Annotated in this window: 22 protein-coding genes and 1 pseudogene; 12 read left to right on the top strand and 11 right to left on the bottom strand. The window is 63.5% G+C overall.

Translation table 11 applies throughout. The features are described 5' to 3' along the window. The 4 genes from PARJ55_RS23670 to PARJ55_RS0119945 form a co-directional block, all read right to left on the bottom strand. The coding region (locus tag PARJ55_RS23670) for a transposase (RefSeq protein WP_028714595.1) at positions 1–213 on the bottom strand (213 nt) is incomplete at its 3' end. A gap of 398 nt (positions 214–611) precedes the next feature. Continuing rightward, positions 612–1,295 carry an NADP-dependent oxidoreductase gene (locus PARJ55_RS23120; protein WP_198019403.1) on the bottom strand — a complete coding sequence of 228 codons (684 nt, stop codon included), beginning with the start codon at positions 1,293–1,295 and terminating at the stop codon, positions 612–614. 54 nt (positions 1,296–1,349) lie between these two features. Beyond that, the gene (locus PARJ55_RS22720) at positions 1,350–3,038 is read right to left on the bottom strand and encodes a recombinase family protein (protein WP_051416384.1); all 1,689 of its coding nucleotides are present in this window, start codon (positions 3,036–3,038) and stop codon (positions 1,350–1,352) included. A gap of 19 nt (positions 3,039–3,057) precedes the next feature. Then, positions 3,058–3,249: a hypothetical protein gene (locus PARJ55_RS0119945; protein ID WP_028714594.1), complete on the bottom strand. Its 192-nt coding sequence runs from the start codon at positions 3,247–3,249 to the stop codon at positions 3,058–3,060. 302 nt (positions 3,250–3,551) lie between these two features. Here PARJ55_RS0119945 and PARJ55_RS0119940 point away from each other — a divergent pair, with 302 nt between their 5' ends. From PARJ55_RS0119940 to PARJ55_RS0119930, 4 genes are all read left to right on the top strand, one after another. Further along, entirely contained in the window at positions 3,552–3,851 is a 300-nt protein-coding gene (locus tag PARJ55_RS0119940; RefSeq protein WP_028714593.1) for a DUF1778 domain-containing protein, read from the top strand. Positions 3,852–3,897: 46 nt separating this feature from the next. Further along, entirely contained in the window at positions 3,898–4,365 is a 468-nt protein-coding gene (locus tag PARJ55_RS0119935; RefSeq protein WP_341802370.1) for a GNAT family N-acetyltransferase, read from the top strand. 234 nt (positions 4,366–4,599) lie between these two features. Then, positions 4,600–4,800, top strand: a complete 201-nt coding sequence (locus PARJ55_RS23660; protein ID WP_084637936.1) for a DUF2285 domain-containing protein — start codon at positions 4,600–4,602, stop codon at positions 4,798–4,800. Further along, positions 4,800–5,120 carry a hypothetical protein gene (locus tag PARJ55_RS0119930; protein ID WP_028714591.1) on the top strand — a complete coding sequence of 107 codons (321 nt, stop codon included), beginning with the start codon at positions 4,800–4,802 and terminating at the stop codon, positions 5,118–5,120. The genes PARJ55_RS23660 and PARJ55_RS0119930 overlap by 1 nt, the downstream gene beginning before the upstream one ends. A gap of 340 nt (positions 5,121–5,460) precedes the next feature. On the opposite strand, the gene PARJ55_RS0119925 is transcribed toward PARJ55_RS0119930, so the two are convergent. Then, on the bottom strand, positions 5,461–6,186 hold the full coding sequence (locus PARJ55_RS0119925; RefSeq protein WP_028714590.1) for an SDR family NAD(P)-dependent oxidoreductase: 726 nt from the start codon (positions 6,184–6,186) through the stop codon (positions 5,461–5,463). A 171-nt stretch (positions 6,187–6,357) separates the two neighbouring features. Here PARJ55_RS0119925 and PARJ55_RS0119920 point away from each other — a divergent pair, with 171 nt between their 5' ends. Further along, positions 6,358–6,843, top strand: coding sequence for a fasciclin domain-containing protein (locus PARJ55_RS0119920; RefSeq protein WP_028714589.1), 486 nt, complete (start codon positions 6,358–6,360; stop codon positions 6,841–6,843). A 74-nt stretch (positions 6,844–6,917) separates the two neighbouring features. On the opposite strand, the gene PARJ55_RS0119915 is transcribed toward PARJ55_RS0119920, so the two are convergent. The 5 genes from PARJ55_RS0119915 to PARJ55_RS0119895 are packed head-to-tail and all read right to left on the bottom strand — an operon-like array spanning position 6,918 to position 12,286. Then, positions 6,918–7,628, bottom strand: a complete 711-nt coding sequence (locus PARJ55_RS0119915) for a hypothetical protein (protein ID WP_028714588.1) — start codon at positions 7,626–7,628, stop codon at positions 6,918–6,920. A 1-nt stretch (position 7,629) separates the two neighbouring features. Continuing rightward, positions 7,630–9,063 carry a deoxyribodipyrimidine photo-lyase gene (locus tag PARJ55_RS0119910; RefSeq protein ID WP_028714587.1) on the bottom strand — a complete coding sequence of 478 codons (1,434 nt, stop codon included), beginning with the start codon at positions 9,061–9,063 and terminating at the stop codon, positions 7,630–7,632. Continuing rightward, positions 9,064–10,230, bottom strand: a complete 1,167-nt coding sequence (locus tag PARJ55_RS0119905; protein WP_028714586.1) for a cyclopropane-fatty-acyl-phospholipid synthase family protein — start codon at positions 10,228–10,230, stop codon at positions 9,064–9,066. It abuts the gene before it with no gap. Continuing rightward, positions 10,227–11,006 carry a DUF1365 domain-containing protein gene (locus tag PARJ55_RS0119900; protein ID WP_156929543.1) on the bottom strand — a complete coding sequence of 260 codons (780 nt, stop codon included), beginning with the start codon at positions 11,004–11,006 and terminating at the stop codon, positions 10,227–10,229. Before PARJ55_RS0119900 ends, PARJ55_RS0119905 begins: the two co-directional genes overlap by 4 nt. Next, entirely contained in the window at positions 11,003–12,286 is a 1,284-nt protein-coding gene (locus PARJ55_RS0119895) for an NAD(P)/FAD-dependent oxidoreductase (protein ID WP_028714584.1), read from the bottom strand. The genes PARJ55_RS0119900 and PARJ55_RS0119895 overlap by 4 nt, the downstream gene beginning before the upstream one ends. A gap of 230 nt (positions 12,287–12,516) precedes the next feature. On the opposite strand from PARJ55_RS0119895, the gene PARJ55_RS0119890 reads away from it, so the two are divergent. From PARJ55_RS0119890 to PARJ55_RS0119880, 3 genes are read left to right on the top strand one after another with little or no spacing between them, the layout of a single operon-like run. Next, positions 12,517–13,065 carry a sigma-70 family RNA polymerase sigma factor gene (locus PARJ55_RS0119890; RefSeq protein WP_028714583.1) on the top strand — a complete coding sequence of 183 codons (549 nt, stop codon included), beginning with the start codon at positions 12,517–12,519 and terminating at the stop codon, positions 13,063–13,065. Next, positions 13,062–13,694 carry a ChrR family anti-sigma-E factor gene (locus tag PARJ55_RS0119885; RefSeq protein WP_028714582.1) on the top strand — a complete coding sequence of 211 codons (633 nt, stop codon included), beginning with the start codon at positions 13,062–13,064 and terminating at the stop codon, positions 13,692–13,694. The genes PARJ55_RS0119890 and PARJ55_RS0119885 overlap by 4 nt, the downstream gene beginning before the upstream one ends. 2 nt (positions 13,695–13,696) lie before the next feature. Then, a complete protein-coding gene (locus PARJ55_RS0119880; protein ID WP_028714581.1) occupies positions 13,697–14,431 on the top strand; it encodes an SDR family oxidoreductase in 735 nt (244 codons plus the stop codon). A gap of 4 nt (positions 14,432–14,435) precedes the next feature. Here PARJ55_RS0119880 and PARJ55_RS0119875 read toward each other — a convergent pair whose 3' ends face one another. Beyond that, complete coding sequence (locus PARJ55_RS0119875) at positions 14,436–14,840, bottom strand: DUF2177 family protein (protein ID WP_028714580.1); 405 nt, start codon at positions 14,838–14,840, stop codon at positions 14,436–14,438. Positions 14,841–15,621: 781 nt separating this feature from the next. Here PARJ55_RS0119875 and PARJ55_RS0119870 point away from each other — a divergent pair. The 4 genes and pseudogenes from PARJ55_RS0119870 to PARJ55_RS22710 form a co-directional block, all read left to right on the top strand. Next, positions 15,622–15,903, top strand: a complete 282-nt coding sequence (locus PARJ55_RS0119870; RefSeq protein ID WP_012092626.1) for an AlpA family transcriptional regulator — start codon at positions 15,622–15,624, stop codon at positions 15,901–15,903. A gap of 18 nt (positions 15,904–15,921) precedes the next feature. Next, positions 15,922–16,452 (top strand): annotated as a pseudogene (locus PARJ55_RS22715) (replication initiator protein A); the annotation flags it as partial. A gap of 29 nt (positions 16,453–16,481) precedes the next feature. Continuing rightward, the gene (tnpB, locus tag PARJ55_RS0119860; RefSeq protein ID WP_018000156.1) at positions 16,482–16,829 is read left to right on the top strand and encodes an IS66 family insertion sequence element accessory protein TnpB; all 348 of its coding nucleotides are present in this window, start codon (positions 16,482–16,484) and stop codon (positions 16,827–16,829) included. A gap of 59 nt (positions 16,830–16,888) precedes the next feature. After that, positions 16,889–17,307, top strand: a 419-nt coding sequence (locus tag PARJ55_RS22710; protein WP_036714665.1) for an IS66 family transposase zinc-finger binding domain-containing protein, incomplete at its 3' end; no start/stop codon positions are given.

Here is a 17,307-nt window from a genome sequence, read left to right as displayed (position 1 = left end):
CCGAAGCGCCATGCCGAACAGCACCTTCATCGAAAGGCATGTCTGGATGGCGGCATCGCTGTAGGTCTGCTGGCGGCCACGCCTACCTGTCGGCGCGGCATCCCAGCTCATCTCGGGATCGAACCAGATCGTCAGCGAGCCGCGGCGCTTGAGCGCTTCATTGTAGGCTGGCCTGTTCCTGGTCCTGTAGGTCGGGGGTGTAGGTCTGCTCATGTATCCCAGCTACCACGCTGGATTCATGAGATGAATCCCACACGGGATTTGTGCAACAGAGCCGCGGCGCGCCACCAGTAACAATGTCTCAACAGCTTCAAGTGGGCCCGCGCAACCTCGCGGGCCCCCATTGTCCGAACCGCCAGCAATCAAGCGATGCGGATCATCCGCTTGCCCGTATTGTGCCCGGCGTAGAGGTCGGCGATGGACCCGGGCGCGTGCCCGATGCCGTCGAGGATTTCCAGCCGCAAGTCGATCTTGTCGGCAGCATACCACTCAGCCAGTTGGCCGGCGGTGTCCCGGAACTCGGCCGTGTGGTCGAAGAGGACAAAGCCGCTCCATTGTAGCCGGCGCGTCAGGATCTCGCGCTCGTTCCGCGGGCCAGTTGGCGGTGGCGTTCAGCTGGGAACCGAGGCGGTTCCGCATTGCACGACCCGCGCGCCCACGGCGAGATGGCGTAGCGCCTGGTCGAGGATCGTGCCGCCGACATTGTCGAAATAGATGTTCAGGCCGCCCGGCACCGACTCGGACAAAACGGCATCGAGGTCGGCGGTCTTGTAGTTCCACGCTTTATCGTAGCCGTATTCGTCGGCGCAGAGAGCGACCTTGTCGTCACTGCCGGCCAGCCCGAAGCATTGGCACCCGAGGATGCGGCCGATCTGCCCTACGAGGCTCCCCACGCCGCCCGCCGCGGTCGAGACGAGCATCTTGTCTCCTTCAGTCGGGCGCCCGCATTTCGTCAACGCCAGATAGGCCGTGAGCCCGTTGATACCGACAAGACCACCGAACTGCGCGCGCGGCAGGGGAAGGTCCGCGCGCAGGATGATGGCCGAAGGCTCTGCAATCGCGAAGTCCTGCCAGTCGAACCAGCCATAGAGATATTCGCCCTCGGCCACTTCGTCGCAGCGGCTGGCATCCACCACCCCGACCGCCAGGGCCCGCATTGGCCCGTCCAGTGCAACGGGTGCGGAAAAGTTCGCCTCGGACGAGGCCCATCCACGCTGCGCCGGATCCACCGAGAGAGGACCGTTCGCCTTCATCGGCGCGCCGAGCACCGGGAAGGGCAGGGCGAAATTCCACATCGCCCTATCAAGCCGCGCATAAGAGGGGTTGCCAGCGTAAGCTGTCATGCTGGGTTATGCAGCGAGTGCCTTTCGATCCGACCAATACCCGTGATACAAAGGCGAGTATTTCTGGAAGCGTGCCCCCGCAACCATCTTTACTTGCGCCCCCGTAGCACCCGCTGCGGGGTTTTTGCTTTGCGTGGAAATCGTAAAGATTCCAGCGAGATCGCCCTGAACGTCGATCTCCACCTTGCCTTCGACCGGCGTCAGCACGATCTGATCCACGAGCGAGCGCAGCGTGTCGGCGGCCTCAATCCGCTTTCCTTCGTCTTCGTCCTGCAGGGCGTCGTAGAGCTGTTGGACCCGCTTTCGGTATTGCAGTGCCATACTCGGGTGCAGCAGGGGTGGCGGTTCGTCGGCTTCAGCCAGGAACAGTTCAAGTTCCTTCTTCCGTTTCTCAATGGCCACCATCTTCGCGTTGAGCGCGTCAGCGGCCCCACCCTTCAAAATCAGATTGAGTAGGGTCTCGAGTTCCCGATCGATCTTCGCAATCTCTGCCTCGGCCGACGCGATCTCGGCGCGGCCTTCCATGCGCAGGCGGCTCATCTCCTGCGTGAAGACTTCGCAGAAATGGGCGAAGAGTTCGGGATCGACGAGTTTCGTGCGCAGCGCGTTGAGCACACGCGATTCCAACTCGTCGCGGCGGATGTTGACCCGATTGTCGCAGGTCCCCTTGTTGCGGGCCGTTGCACATCCGATCAGCGTCGCCGAAATCGCGGAATAGCCGCCACCACAGCAGGAACATTTGGTCAATCCCGAGAAGAGGTATTTGGGGCGGCGGCGGGTATTGATCCGCGAGAGATCGGCCTCGCCGTTTTCCTTCCGCGCGATCTTGTTCTTCTCCTGCCGCGCCTTCACCGCGTTCCAGAGATCGTCATCGAGGATGCGCAGCTCCGGCGTTTCCTGGATGACCCATTCCTCTTCCGGGTTGGGGCGGGCCTGCCGCTTGCCGGTGTTCGGATCCTTGACGAAGCGCTGCCGGTTCCAGACGATCTTGCCGATATACATCTCGTTGTTGAGGATGCCGTTGCCGCGCTTCGGGTTGCCGTTGATCGTGCTGAAACCCCAGTCGCCGCCTGACGGAGCGGGAATGCCTTCCTTGTTCAGGGCGAAGGCGATGGTCTTGGCCGACTTGCCAGCAGCGTAGTCGCGGAAGATGCGGCGGACCACCTCGGCCTGGAACTCGTTGATGGTGCGATCGCCGCGGATCGGCTCGCCGTTGGCGTCGAATTTCTTGACCACATCGTAGCCATAGGCATTGCCACCACCCGACTTGCCCGCCTCGACCCGGCCGCGCTGCCCGCGGCGGGTCTTGTCGGCCAGGTCCTTCAGGAACAGCGCATTCATCGTGCCCTTGAGGCCGACATGCAGGTGCGTCACCTCGCCTTCCGACAGGGTGAACATTTTCACGTCGGCATAGGACATGCGCTTGAAGATGCCCGCGATGTCTTCCTGGTCGCGGGAGAGGCGGTCCATCGCTTCGGCCAAGATCAGATCGAAGCGGCCGCCCATAGCGTCGGCCATGAGCGCCTGAATGCCCGGCCGGATCAGCGAGGCGCCGGAGATCGCGTGGTCCGAATACTCCTCGACGATGTGCCAGCCCTGTTTCTCGGCATGGAGGCGGCACATACGGAACTGGTCGGCGATGGAAGCGTCGCGTTGATTGTCGGAAGAATAGCGGGCGTAGATCGCGACTTTCAAAACGTGGCTCCCATCCGTATCAGGAGGAGCGCTTCCTCCTTTGCCGTGACATCTTCACTTCCTCTGCATAGCACTCCTGCGCCGCCTGCCTCGCCAGGATGCCGACCAGACGCAGAAGGCGCGGGTCTGGAGCGCCGCGCGGCGTAAACGTCAGCTCCGGCTCGTCCAGCAGCAAGGATTCGAGCAGCGCTTCGCGCTCTCCTCCTGTCATCTTTGCTGTGTTTCCTGGGGCTCGCAAGGTCATAACTTGCAGCATTCGCCCCGGAGGAAGCATAAGCAACGGAAATTGATGGCGAATATTCGGCGACAATTGGCGCGGGTGAGCGGGCTGTAGCGTAGCCCAGCGTGTCCCGGCGAGCCATGGCGTAGCAAAATAACCTATCGGAATCCCTCGCTGGCCCGGTCATCATTGGCCTCGTCGCCCCTCCTCATGAGGTCATTGACTGTTGATGTAACCCTATCGTATTGTAATTCGCGATACAAGGCACTATGTGCCGACCAAGGAGATTCGCCATGGCCACGAACGCCGAACGCAAGGAATATCCGATCTCGATGCGCCTGCCCGAGGCGGATGTCGCAATGATTGATCGCGCCGCCAGCCTCCGCGGCCGCTCGCGCACCGATTTCGTGCGCGACGCCGCTGTGCGCGCGGCCGAGGAGGTCGTCATGGAGCAGGGGCTGATCCGGATGAGTCCGGAGGGCTTCGCCGAGTTCATGGATGTGCTGGCGCGTCCTGCTGCTCCCGTTCCGGAGATGGTGGAAGTCCTGAAGCGGCCCGCGCCGTGGGAGCCCGGCTACGTGGCGAAGCGGTAAGCCATTGCAACTGTCAGGCCCCGAACCGCTTACCGCCGGTCACGAAGTGTCTGATTTCTCCTGTGGCAAGCCCACGCTTGACCACTGGCTGAAGACGCGCGCCCTCTCCAATCAGCAGAAGGGCTTCACTGCTGTTCTCGTGGTGCATGAGGCTGGGCGCGTGGTCGGTTACTACGGCCTGGCGCCGACTGCCGTTGTACCATCGGTGCTGCCGCGTTCGATCCGGACGGGGCAGCCACCCAATCCGGTCCCGTGCATGTTACTCGGCCAGCTTGCGACCGATACGGGATGGGCAGGGCTGGGCATCGGGACCGGTCTTTTGAAGCATGCTCTCCAGCGCTGCGTTCAGGCCGCTTCGCTGATCGGCGGACGGGCCTTGTTGGTCAATGCCGTCGATGGTGAAGCCGCCGAATTCTGGAGGCGGCGCGGCTTTGAGCCGTCCAGGGATGATCCCCTGGTTCTGCTCCGATCGATCAACGACATCGCAGCTTCGCTCCGCGAGGGTGGCGGATGAAAGCCGAAACTGCTTGCAAACGTAGCAGTCCGCCCAACCATCAAGATTGCAGCAGATCAGATCCGACCATGCAAATTCGTGTTTCTCTATTCTCCAACCTTCGCCAACAGATGGCCATCCTCCCCCTGACGCTTTGTGCCGCCGCTGGCGCTCCGCTCGAACCCGCCGCAGCTCAACCTCGGCCGCAGATTGGATACGCGCCTGACACGCCAGCAACGCGCGCGCCTCCGACGGATGCTGCGGGCCTTCGATGGCCATCGGGCCGGCGCGACGCAGCAGGAGATCGCGCGGGTTCTCCTGAACGCCGGCCGGCTTGACCGGGACGAATGGCAGGCATCTTCCGCCCGTCATGCCATCAAGGCACTCCTGCGTGACGCCCGTGCAATGGTTGCGGGCGGTTATCGAAAACTCCTGCGTCATCGCCGCCCACGATAGTGCGGCTTTGCGTCGGCAACAGCCACTTCGCCGCGCCGGTCGCCGGCGCGCGGCACTTCGGCGCGACGCTGCTCTACAAGATCAACTCCAGCACCAATGCGCGGATGCGCGGCTGGCTGGTGCTGAACGGCATAACGGAAATCCGCGGCTCGCGGGGGGGAGTTTCCGGCGCGCGTGTCTCCGAGGCGACGGCGCTCTGGCTGCAGACCATGGCACCGCTTGCACAAGGCGACACCGTCGAGCTGCAGGGCAACTTTCGCGCGGCGGATGGATATTTCGCGGCCGACCATACGTCCTTCTGGGGCAGCAAGGTCGGTTGAGCGGCGAAAGTAGGATCGCAATGACAACGGGCGGCGTGATGATCCTATTCGTTACCACTCCACCAAATGGCAGTTCCGTCTGGGTACAGGGTGGTGGATGTAGTGCCGGGCACAGTCTTTCAACAGGAGATCATCGCCGATCTGCCCGCCGCGACGCAGTTCCTGTCGTCCGCCCCTACCTCAACACCGGCACGACGGCTGCTGCCGTCACCTACGACTGCGCCGGGGTCTACCTTGAGACGGATTACTGATCGCAGTTCGAAGATCAGGATCTGCTTTAGCCGTGAAAAGGTAGTAGACGTCACCCACGCCATGCAGCGCTAGGTCATTCAATGTTGATTTACCCTCGGCTCCTCAGCCGGGAGCGCCCGCCATCAACCCCCAAGACCTGTCCTGAAATCCAGCCAGACCGGGCTGAGATGAGAAATGCGGCGATTTCAGCAAGATCGTCAGGACGGCCAAGCCGTTGCAGCGCATGCAGTTGCGCAATACCAGCTGCCATCCGTGCATCGGCGGTCAGGGGTTCGGCCAGCGGAGTTTCGGTCAGAGAGGGCGCAATCGCGTTCACCCTGATGTGCGGCGCCAACTCGGCTGCCAAGGCGCGCGTCAGGCCCTCGACCGCGCCTTTAGCCATCGAGATGGACGCGTGATTGGCAAAACCCTGCCCGACCGCGACCGACGAAAACAGCACAACCGATGCCCCGCCCTCTGCCGCCTTCAGGGCAGGCAAGGCCGCCTGTACCGCCAGCGCCGCTCCTAGGGCGTTGAGATGGAAGTCATCAGCCATTGCCCGCGCCGACAAGTGCGCGAGCTGCCGCAGGGTGATGCTGCCCACCGCATAGACCAGCCCCGACAGCGGGTGATCAATCTCGGCGCTGACGCGTGCGAAGCTTGTCTCGTCCATAACATCGGCGACGGTATAGCTCGTGCCAACTTCGGCGGCGACGGCAGTAAGGCGGCTCTCGCTTCGGCCGGTCAGATGCACATTGTGACCTGCGGCGACAAGCAGCCGCGCCAACGCAGCGCCCGTCGCGCCCGAGCCACCATAGATCAAAACCTTGGTCATCCCGTTCCCCCTTGCGTGATGGTTGTTCGGATTACGCGCCATCCGCGCGCGCAGATCGAATTTTCCTGACGACAAGTTTGATCTGGCTGGGGGCGACCTGCGTAAAGAACATCGAGGGCTCGAAACGAGGCCCTTTGCGAAAAGCACTGCTTGACACAAAGGAGAACCGGAATGCTGCGCAAATTTCTGATGGCGACTGCGACGACGGCCCTGCTGGCGGGTGCCGCCATGGCGCAAGATGCCACGTCGGACATTGTCGATACGGCCGTTGCAGCGGGCGATTTCACGACGCTGGTTGCGGCGGTGCAGGCGGCCGGGCTGGTGGACACGCTGAAAGGTGAAGGCCCGTTCACCGTCTTCGCGCCCACCGATGCTGCCTTTGCGGCTCTTCCCGAGGGCACCGTCGATACGCTGTTGATGCCCGAAAACAGGGATCAGCTCGTGTCGATCCTGACGTATCATGTGGTTCCCGGTGCCGTGATGTCCTCGGACCTGACCGAGGGGATGACGGCAGCTACCGTCCAGGGCGGCGACGTTACTTTCACGCTCGATGGCGGTGCCAAGGTCAATGACGCGAATATCACCACGGCGGATATCGCGGCCTCGAACGGGGTGATCCATGTCATCGACACGGTCATCATGCCGCCCGCCAACTGAGGCAAATGACACTGTTGGTCGTGCATGAACCAGATGACCCCGGCCATTGCGGCCGGGGTTTTGATTTATACGGATCAGCGAAGGCTGGATCCGGGGATGAAGCGATCGAACAGCGCAAGCATCAGGATCCCCGCGCCGCAAATCGTGGCGATGAGCCAGTCGCCCGCGCCCACGTTCGCAACGATCACGCCGAACAGCGCCCAGATCACCCCGGCGCGATAGGTCCAGAGGCGCGGGCGGGCGGATGCGACCGCAACAGCCGCAATCAGGACGCAAATGATCAGTGCGATGGCGGCTGTACGCGGCGACAGGATGCCGTATCCGGTCGCCACCACCGAAACGGCCACGCCCGTTGCGGCCGTCAGCCAGCCGGCATAGAGACCGACCGGCGCCAATTCGCGCCAGCTGTCACCGGCACGCAACATCGCAATGATGGCCGCAGCCGCCATTACAAGGATCATCACCGTGGCGATCGGTGGGAACCGCATGGCGGCCTCGATCCAGAAGACGCCGATTAAAAGGCTGATGCCAAGGGGACTGGCGGCGCGGGGCCATTGCGGCATGGTTGCCGGGCGCCATAGAGCCCATGCGGCGGCGAGGATCAGTCCCAGATAGATCAATCCCCAGATGGAAAATGCCCATCCGACCGGCTGGGCGGGCCAGCGGTCTGCCTGCACGGGGAAGCTTTCGCGGTAGAAACCACCGAAGCCGTTCGACAGGAATGGCGAAACGGCAAAGGCCACAGCCAGCAGAAGGATGGTAATCCTTGCGACGCGATCAGTCATGTCAGGTCTCCGATGTGTTGGCGCGGAAATGTGCCAGTGCCGCCAACGCGGCCTTACGCCCCTCCGCCAGCATGGCAGAGGGGCCCGCGCGCCATGGTCCGGTATGCCAGTCGCGCGGGGTGCTTTCGATCCATGCCGCAGCCTCGGGGCCGGCGGCACGGTCGAACCCGGCAAGCCAGCGCCGACGATAGTCGCCACGAGGGTCATATTGCTCCGCCTGCCTTTCGGGGTTGAAGATGCGGAAATATGGCGCGGCATCGGGGCCGCAGCCCGCCACCCATTGCCAGTTCATCGCATTGGACGCCGGATCCCAGTCGGTCAGGCAATCGGCGAAATGTGCCAGTCCCGCCCGCCAGTCGATGAGCAGATGCTTGGTCAGCCAGCTTGCGACCACCATGCGCACGCGGTTGTGCATCTGTCCGGTCAACCACATCTCGCGCAGCCCGGCATCGACCAGCGCCACTCCGGTTTCAGCCCGCTGCCAGCGGATCAGGCTTGCGCCGTCCTTTTGCCAAGGAAAGCCCTCCCATTCGGAACGCCAGCAGGCGACCGGCATTTCCGGGAAGCCGATCAGCAGGTGCCAGGAAAATTCGCGCCAAAGCACCTCGGACAGAAATTTGTCGATGCCGGCAGCATGTTCTGGCGATATCTCCGCCCTGAGCATGGCCCTTGCCCAGATCGTTCGAGGGCTGATCTCGCCTACCGCCAGATGATCGGACAGGCGCGAGGTCGCGTCGAGATCGGGGCGATCCCGCTCGCGGGGATAAGCGCAGGCGCGGTCGAGAAAATCATCCAGCCCGGCAAGCGCGGCCTCTTCGCCCGCAGGCGCGGCAAATCGCTCCAGCGCGGCGCGGCCGCGGTGCAGGTCCGGCGCCAGATCGAGGGTGCTCAGGTCAAGCCCGCCGAGCGGTTCCGTGCAGGGTTCAATGCCCGGCGGGGCATCGGCGGCGGGCCGGTCGGGGCCGCGCTGCCGTACCGCCCGCGCAAAGGGGGAATAGACGCGGTAAGCCCCGCCATTTCCGCTGCGGACCGCGCCGGGATGGACGAGAAGATGCCCCGGATGCAGGATCAGCCCGGCACCCAGGGGCCGCAGCGCCGCGCGCATACGGTCTTGCAGCGCCTGCATTTCCACCGTGGACCAGTCCGACTGGTGCAGCTGACGCACGCTCAGCCGCTTCATCAGCGCCGGCAGGATTTCATGCGCCTCGCCGCGCAGCACGACGATGCCCTTTCCGCCGGTGCGGACCCGAAGTGCCGCATCAAAGATGCGGAGTGCGCGCTCAAGCCGCCAGCGGCTGGCCGCGCCCTGCGCCATGGTCAGCCGGTCGATGAAAAACACCGTCAGCAGCGGGCCGTCGGCAATCGCCGCCAGAAGCGCGGGGTTATCGCGCAGCCTGAAATCGCGGGTCAGCCAAAGAATGCCCGGCGCCGTCATTCAAGCCGCCTCATCCGCGTGACCAAGCGTCACCTGCACCACATCGCAGCGCGCGGTGGCGAAGGCAGCGGCGCAGCCCTCCAAATAGAACTGCCATCCGCGAAGGAAGGTGTCATCATAACCCAGCCGCTGGATACGGGGGCGCTGCTGCATCATCGTCTCGCACCAGATTCGGCATGTGCGGGCATAGTCCTGGCCAAAAGCGTGGCTGTCACGCACGCGCAGCCCGACTTTTGCCGCCTCATGGGCGATAATGGCGGAACAGGGCAGCATGCCGCCGGGAAACACATGCTGACGGATGAAGTCGGAGCGGCGGCGATAGACGGAAAACTCGGCATCCGGGACAGTGATCGCCTGCAAGACTGCCCGTCCACCCGGCGCCAGTCGCGTCTTGAGGGTGGAGAAATACGTTGGCCAATAGCGTTCGCCCACCGCCTCGATCATCTCGATCGACACGATGTTGTCAAAGTAGCCCGTCACCTGACGGTAGTCCTGAAGCCGCACCTCGGCACGGCCATCCAGCCGGGCGTCGGCATAGCCCTTTTGCGAAGGAGAAAGCGTGATCGCGGTCACGTTGTGACCCCGCTCAGCCGCAGCTTCGGCGAACCCGCCCCAGCCGCAGCCGATTTCCAGCAGGCTTTCGCCCGGTGCCAGTTGGGACAGAATCCGCCGGTTCTTGCGCGCTTGCGCGCGGTGCAGATCATCGCCTTCGCCAAACAGCGCAGAGGAATAGGTCATGCCGGGGTCGAGCCAGAGCTGATAGAACTCGTTGCCGACATCGTAATGGGCGCGAATGTTGCGCGACGAGCCGCGAAGGCTGTTTGGCCGCATCAGCTTGTCAACCAGCCGCATCCGCATGGCCTGAAACCGCCCCGGCTCTCCCCACGCAGTCCGAAGGCCAAGGTTGCGCAGGGCCAGCGACAGGGTGTCCTCCAGTGTCTCGCTGTGCCAGTCGCCTGCGATCCAACCTTCGCCGAGCCCCACATCTCCGCGCAGCGCCAGACGCGGCAGCAGCCGCCAGTTGCGGATCTGCAAGTCGGCCTCGGGGCCGGCGGTGCCAAATCGGTGGCGCGTGCCCTCGGGCGTGGTCAGGGTCACGATGCCGTCGCCGATCTCTTCGAGGGCCGAAAGAAAGCGGGTTTTCAGGGAGTGTGTCTCAAGGCTCATCGGGTGATTTCCTGGTCCGGAGGCTCTGGGCGGCGGCGATAGGCGGCACCTTTCAGCTTCAGCCGCAGCGCGTGCCAATAGATTTGTGCAATCACGCGCAACGCGCCGCCAGGCCGACTAAAAACCGTCGCAAGCACTGCGCGGTTGGTCAGCGGCGTCAGCGGCCCGGTCATGGCGGTGTTGATGCCACTCGTGCCATCCATTTGGTCGATGCGGATGGCGATGCGGTCAGGATGCAGGGCGAACCGGAACTGGTATTTCCCCGCCACATCCTGAAAGGGCGAGACGTGAAAGACCTTGCGCGCCGTCAATACCGATTCGGCGTTGATCGGCGCAAAGTCGGGCTGGGCCAGCAGGTAGCTGTGGCGCTGGCCGAATGTGTTGTTGACCTCTGCAATCACCGCGATCAGCGCATCATTTTCGATCAGCATCCAGAAGCTGACTGGGTTGAACCAGTAGCCCAGAAACCGCGGCTGCGTCAGCAGCGCCAGCACCATACCCCGGCGCGGCGCAAGCCCGGCAGCGGCAAGCTGTGCCAAGGCCCAGGGGGCGCCGGTGCCCGAGCCGCGCAGCCCGCCATGGTCACTATCGTGAAACGAAATCAACCCTAATCGGTTATGCCTCATCAACCGGGGCGGCTGGACATGCTCGGGCGCCAGCAACACATGATCGGCATGGGTGCGGAAGCTGTGACGCAAGTCGCCGCGCCGGGCATGTGTCACCAGCGCCGGCATTGCCAGCACTTCGCCTGCCTGAAGACGCGCCGCGAGAGTCATGGCAGCACCGACGCAGGCAGTAAACGACGCGCGATGCGCATGGCGCTGGCAAAGCCGTCTTCGTGAAAGCCGTTGCGCAGCCAAGCGCCGGCAAACCAGGTGTTGCGATTACCCTGCATCTCTGCAATCCGCGCCTGCGCGTCCAGCGCCGCCAGGTCAAAGACCGGATGGCGGAACGTCACCTGATCGTAGATCAGTCGCGGGTCGATGCCGTCACGCTGATTCAGCGTGACAAACAGCGGATCGTCGTCGGGGATGTTCTGAAGCCTGTTCATCCAGTATGTCACGCCCACAGACGCAAGCCCTGTATCGCCACGGCTGACCCACGAACTCCAGCAGCGGCGGCGGTGCGGCATAACGGATGGGTCGGCGTGCAGAACGGCGTGATTGGGCTGGAATCGGATCGACGAAAGGGCCGCGCGTTCGGTGCCGTCAGCATCTGTGAGCATCGCGAGCGCCTGGTCGGCATGGGCGGCAAGGATGACGTGGTCGAATACCTCAGCTTGCGCTCCCTCCGCGCTCAGGGTGACAATCCCGCCCGTTCGCGTGACCGCCCGCACAGCGGTTCCAGTGCGTAAATCAAGCCCGGCCCGCACCAGCGCCGCCGTCAGCCGCTCGATATAGCGGATCGAGCCTCCGTCCACCGTCCACCACTGATGATGCTGGCCACGCGCCAAGAGCCCGTGGTTGCGCATGAACCGCACAAGCACACGGGCCGGGAATTTGCCGATGTCGTGATCGGGCGTGGACCAGATCGCCCCGCAAAAGGGGTAGAGGTAATGAGCGCGGAAGCGGGAGCCCAGACGCATCCGGTCGATCAGCGCGCCGATGGTCAGGTCGGGAGTTGCCGCAACCTCGGACTCGGCCCCAGCGTTGAAGCGCAGGATGTCGCGGAGCATCAGGTGAAAGCGCGGGTCCACAATATTGCGGCGCTGGCCGAACAGCGCGTCGCCGGACCGCAGCGCATATTCCACCCGCCCGCCATTCAACGAGACACCGAAGCTCATGTCGCTTTTGACGATGGGCACATCGAGGTCGCGGAACATCGCCGTCAGATGCGGGTAATTCACATGATTGAACACGATGAAGCCGGTATCCACCGGCTGATCGCTCCGCTTGCCGGCAAGAACCGTCCGCGCGTGGCCGCCAAGCCTGGGCGCTTCCTCAAACAGCGTCACCTGATGGTGGCGTGACAGCAGCCAAGCACTAGCCAAGCCTGAAATGCCGCCGCCGATGATAGCGATCCGCTGCGGAGAGCCTCTGGTCAAGTCAAAAGGCATCTGGCCTCCACTGGTTCTTTGCCATCCTTACGCGCGCAGATCGGCTTCGGATCAATCAGCGAAAAAGTTTCTGTCAAAATGATCTGAAACGCACTGTCCCCCGTAAGTGCCGCATGAACGCCGCATTTGCGCCTGTCGGGCCAAGGTCCTATGAAATGCTAAGACCCACGGTCCTGCCGTTGGTCGATGAAGGTGCTCTGGGTTTCAGGGGGGGGGGAGATCAGCAACCGATGGACGATCTTTCCGAGTTGAGTCGCGATCTGATCGCCGTCCGCGACAGCCGCGACCGCGCGGCGTTCGGGCGGCTTTTTGACCATTTCGCGCCACGGCTTAAGGCGATGATGCTCCGCGGCGGGTTGCGCGACGGCACTGCGGAGGACGTGGTGCAGGATGTGATGCTGGCGGTCTGGCACAAAGCCGGACAGTTCGACCCCCACCGCGCGGACGCAGCCGGCTGGATCTATGGCATTGCCCGGAACCGGCGCATCGACATGGCCCGCCGCCGTCCGCTGGCCCAGCCCGACGAGATGCCCGAGATAGAGAGCCTGGAACCCGACGCCGCCCAGATCATTGCGCTGCAGCAGGAAGCGCGCCACCTGGCAGACGCACTTGCGCGCCTCGCACCGGAACAGGCCGAGGCGCTGCGTGCTGCCTATTTCGACGACATCCCACACAGCCGCATCAGCGAAATGACGGGCTTGCCGCTTGGCACCATCAAGTCCCGCATCCGCCTTGGCCTTGAACGTCTCAGGCATGAGCTGAGGACAATCGCACCATGATCAGCATCCACCACCATATTCCCGACGACATGCTTGACGCGTATCGCGCAGGCACCTTGCCACATGCCTTTGGTGTGGTCGTGGCCGCGCACCTGTCGCTTTGCGATCAATGCCGTGCCGGCCAGGAGGCGGGCGACATGATCGGCGGTGCGCTTTTGCAGCATGCAGAAGGCGCAACCCTGCGACCCGACGCGCGTGACCGGATGATGACTGCACTAGACGCACCGCCCCCGCCGCCGCCTCTGCGCGCATCTGGGCCGTTTCCGTCTGCCGTGATGCACGAATTGGGCGGAAGGCCGCCGCGCTGGCGCATGCTGGGCGGCGGCATCCGCCAGCAGATCCTGACCGCCGATCGCGAAGGCTCATTGCGCCTGTTGTACATTCCGCCGGGAAAGGCAGTCCCCGAACACGGGCATCGGGGGCACGAACTGACACTTGTTCTTCAAGGCAGCTTTTCCGACAGCGAAGGCAACTTTCATCGCGGCGACGTCGAAGTGGCGCATGCCGACATCCACCACCAACCCGTTGCCGGCCGGGACGAGCCATGCATCTGCCTGGCGGCCACCGATGCGCCCTTGCGCTTTCACGCGCTGATCCCGCGGCTGTTGCAGCCGATCTTCCGGATCTGAAGATGAACTATGCGAGCCGCCGCATCTGGATCATTGGCGCCAGCGCCGGGATTGGCGCAGCCCTTGCCCGTGCGTTGGCCGGGCAAGGGGCGCAACTGATCTTGTCCGCCCGCGATGGCGACGCGCTGGAGGCGCTGGCGGCGGAGTGCGGCGGCGCGCAGGCCAGGCCGCTGGATCTGGCCCAGCCTGAAACGCTGGGGGCAGTGGTGGCACAGCTTACGCTTGAGGCACCGCTGGACGCGATCATCTGCACCGCCGCGCTTTATGATCCCGGTCGCGTGGCGGATATCGATCCCATGCGGGCCGAGGCGATGGTGCGCGTGAACATACTGGGCATGCTTGAGGTCGCCCGCCTTTGCCCGCCGCTGCTGCGCGATGGCGGTCAGCTGGTGCTGTTCGGCTCGGTTGCCGGTTACATCGGCCTGCCGGGGGGGCAGCCATATTCGGCAACCAAGGCGGCGGTCAACAACCTTGCCGAAACGCTTGCGATCGAACTGGCCCCGCGTGTGGACGTGCGGCTGGTCTGTCCAGGCTTCGTCCAGACCAGACTGACCGCCCGAAACACCTTCGCCATGCCTGCAATCATCACCCCCGAACAGGCGGCAGAGTCCGTGCTGCGCGGGATGCAACGGCGGGGATTTGAGATCCATTTCCCACGCCGCTTCACCCTTGCGATGAAGCTGATACGGGCCCTGCCTTATGCGCTGTCGCTGCGACTGATACGGCGCTTGCGCTGATCGTTCAGTTGAATCGCCCCGACAGCAGAACCACGCCGGCCCAGGCTGAAAACCCGGTCAGGAACGTGCCCCACAACCCGTCGATAATGACCTGCTCCCACGACCAGTCGGCAAGCGTGGCGTAATTTGTCATCTCATAGGTGCCATAACACATCAGCCCAATGATCAGGCCTCCGATCAGCGCGTGAACGGGATCATTCGCTTTCAGCGCCGGCCAGGAAACCAGCCACACAAGCCCGGCGACATATCCCAGATAGAACAGCGCAGCCGGACCAAGCCGCAACGGCTCGGCAAGAAGGTGGCCGACATTGCGCTCAAATACCGGCCGGATCAGAAACCGGATCCCCAGCACATCCAGAGCGAGGAACACCCCGGCGGTTGCAGCATAGAGGAAGGTAGCTTGAAGCATGAGAAGTCCTCGTCCCAGTTTCCGTCCAACCGCCGCAGATAGGCGGTGGCCTTCTGTCATATCAGCCTTTGACTTGCTCTACGCACGCAACCTTGCAGCAGATCAATTTCTCCGTGAAGAAAGGCAGACTACTCGCCCCATCCTCATAAACAGCAGTGCCGCACGCATTCCTCGGGTGGATGTCAATATCCCCTAACGGCATCGAATGTGCCAAACTCGTGATGCCGAAGCACCAGCTGAAGGAGACGGCTTCATCAAAACATATAATAGTATCAGCAACTTGAAAGTGGAGAAGGTTGGATGTTAGGCCCATCCCCTCCGCCACTTGCCCTCGCGAAAGGTGTCTCCCGATCCGGCCGCGGCCGGATTTTCCCGTTGTTTTCGAGGGTTATGCGGGAGCGGCTGAGCACTGCCCCCAGTTCCAAGATGCCCGAAATCGGTCTCTCGGGGCCGATATTCTCCTGACCTGATGACTGTGCCGGTTGGTGAATTTCTTACAGCAAGCTGAAATTGTGTGCTTTTCGGCTTTTCGGGATCGCCGGCCCGAATACTTCGATGCCGGTGGCGTTCGTGAGGGGGAGAATAAATCGAGCTATCGCCCTCAGAATAGTTCCGTGCTGCTCTCGTCGCGGATACGGAGGGGGTATCTTTCGCCCCTGATGGTGGGCGATTTCGATACCCCCCAACTTCGCCCTGCACCTCGCCGGTCTTCCTTCGCCACCGTGGTCATTGCCCGCCGCTGATCCGCAGTGGCCGTTTGCAACACCACGGAGGCCCGATCATGCCACATGAACCCGTCGTCCTGCCGCCGCGTTTTCTACGGACCAAGGAGGCCGCGACCTTTCTGAGCCTCTCGGCCCGGACGCTCGAAAAACACCGCACCTATGGAACCGGGCCAGCCTATCGCAAGCTCGGCGGCCGCGTCGTCTATGCCATCGACGATCTCGAAGCCTGGACCGAACGCGGCGCGGTGACCTCGACCTCCGATCCGCGCGGCTCCGTGCTGCCCGCCAAGCGTCATGCGTTTCCGTCCGGCCCGCAGGCCGGTCGTTACGCCCGCTGATCTCTCGCGGTTTCCTTCATGACGGTGCGACGTCGATCCCTTTCCGAGCGTGGGCAACTGGATCTGTTCAGGGCGCTCCCCGGCGATTTCGCGCCACGAGACGCACAGGATCTCATGGCCTATCCCTTCTTCTCCCTCGCCAAGTCGAAGCGCATCGCGCCGATCGACTTCGCAGCCGGCAATGTCTCCATCCGGGTCGAGGCTGTTCCCGATCACGGCATGGCCACGATCTGGGACGCCGATATCCTGATCTGGGCGGCCAGTCAGATCGTCGAAGCCCGCGACAGTGGCCTTCGCACCTCTCGGCTGATGGCCGCCACGCCCTATGAGATCCTCACCTATGTCGGGCGCGGCACCGGCTTGCGCGATTATCAGCGCCTGAAGGCGGCGCTCGACCGGCTGCAATCGACCACGATTTCCACCTCGATCCGCCAGCCGGTCGAAGGCCGTCGGCATCGCTTCTCGTGGATCAACGAGTGGCAGGAGCGCACCGACCGTAGCGGTCGGCCCGATGGTATCGAAATGATCGTGCCGGACTGGTTGGAGGCGCTGGCGCGGCTGATCCGGGGACTTTCGGCGTGATCCCGGTTCCGGCCAACACGCGGGTCTGGCTGGCTGCCGGGGTCACCGACATGCGCAAGGGCTTTGCTTCCTTGGCGGCGCAGGCCGAGGCGGTGCTGAAGCAGGATCCTTTCGGCGGGCATCTCTTCGTCTTCCGCGGCCGTCGCGGTGATCTGGTGAAGGTCATCTGGTGGGATGGCCAGGGGGCCTGCATGTTCATGAAGCGGCTGGAGCGGGGCCGGTTCGTCTGGCCCTCGGCCAAGGAGGGGAAGGTGGCGCTGACACCGGCGCAGTTGTCGATGCTCCTGGAAGGGATCGACTGGCGTGCCCCGGAGCGAACGTGGCGGCCCTTGGCAGCGGGATAATCAGGGGGGGCCACAAGAGAATGATTCCCATAAGGAATCCCGTGGGATAAACTCCTTGCATGCTCGATCAGACCCTGACCCTGCCGGAAGATCCCGAGGAGTTGCGCAGCTTCACCGCGCGGCTTCTGGCCGAGGTGAAGGCGCAGGCGATCCTGATCGAGAGGCTGCGGCACCAACTGGCCGGGCACCGGGCACACCGGTTCGGCGCGTCCTCGGAGACGGCAGAACAGCTTCAGTTGGCTCTTGAGGCCAGCGAGATCGCGGCCGCCGCGATGACGGCGCGGATGCGTCTGCCGGACATCGAGGAGAAGGGCAAACCCAAGCGCCGTCCGATCCCGGATCATATCCCCCGGATGGAGGTGGAACTGATGCCCGGCGCCGATGCCTGTGCCGATTGCGGCGGTCGCCTGCGCCGGATCGGCGAGGACGTCACGGAAGAGCTGGAGTATGTTCCTGGGCGCTTCATCGTGAACCGGAT

The organism is Paracoccus sp. J55 (assembly GCF_000513975.1).
Taxonomy (GTDB): Bacteria; Pseudomonadota; Alphaproteobacteria; order Rhodobacterales; family Rhodobacteraceae; genus Paracoccus.
The sequence above is the reverse complement of the archived record's forward strand: the minus strand, read 5'-3'. Positions and strand labels throughout refer to the sequence as shown.

Coding starts and splice junctions, on each gene's coding strand:
- PARJ55_RS23120 (WP_198019403.1), bottom strand. CDS start 1,295: ATGTGGAATTTCGCCCTGCCCTTCCCGGTGCTCGGCGCGCCGATGAAG.
- PARJ55_RS0119945 (WP_028714594.1), bottom strand. CDS start 3,249: ATGACAGGAGGAGAGCGCGAAGCGCTGCTCGAATCCTTGCTGCTGGAC.
- PARJ55_RS0119940 (WP_028714593.1), top strand. CDS start 3,552: ATGGCCACGAACGCCGAACGCAAGGAATATCCGATCTCGATGCGCCTG.
- PARJ55_RS23660 (WP_084637936.1), top strand. CDS start 4,600: ATGCTGCGGGCCTTCGATGGCCATCGGGCCGGCGCGACGCAGCAGGAG.
- PARJ55_RS0119925 (WP_028714590.1), bottom strand. CDS start 6,186: ATGACCAAGGTTTTGATCTATGGTGGCTCGGGCGCGACGGGCGCTGCG.
- PARJ55_RS0119920 (WP_028714589.1), top strand. CDS start 6,358: ATGCTGCGCAAATTTCTGATGGCGACTGCGACGACGGCCCTGCTGGCG.
- PARJ55_RS0119915 (WP_028714588.1), bottom strand. CDS start 7,628: ATGACTGATCGCGTCGCAAGGATTACCATCCTTCTGCTGGCTGTGGCC.
- PARJ55_RS0119910 (WP_028714587.1), bottom strand. CDS start 9,063: ATGACGGCGCCGGGCATTCTTTGGCTGACCCGCGATTTCAGGCTGCGC.
- PARJ55_RS0119905 (WP_028714586.1), bottom strand. CDS start 10,230: ATGAGCCTTGAGACACACTCCCTGAAAACCCGCTTTCTTTCGGCCCTC.
- PARJ55_RS0119900 (WP_156929543.1), bottom strand. CDS start 11,006: ATGACTCTCGCGGCGCGTCTTCAGGCAGGCGAAGTGCTGGCAATGCCG.
- PARJ55_RS0119895 (WP_028714584.1), bottom strand. CDS start 12,286: ATGCCTTTTGACTTGACCAGAGGCTCTCCGCAGCGGATCGCTATCATC.
- PARJ55_RS0119890 (WP_028714583.1), top strand. CDS start 12,517: ATGGACGATCTTTCCGAGTTGAGTCGCGATCTGATCGCCGTCCGCGAC.
- PARJ55_RS0119885 (WP_028714582.1), top strand. CDS start 13,062: ATGATCAGCATCCACCACCATATTCCCGACGACATGCTTGACGCGTAT.
- PARJ55_RS0119880 (WP_028714581.1), top strand. CDS start 13,697: ATGAACTATGCGAGCCGCCGCATCTGGATCATTGGCGCCAGCGCCGGG.
- PARJ55_RS0119875 (WP_028714580.1), bottom strand. CDS start 14,840: ATGCTTCAAGCTACCTTCCTCTATGCTGCAACCGCCGGGGTGTTCCTC.
- PARJ55_RS0119870 (WP_012092626.1), top strand. CDS start 15,622: ATGCCACATGAACCCGTCGTCCTGCCGCCGCGTTTTCTACGGACCAAG.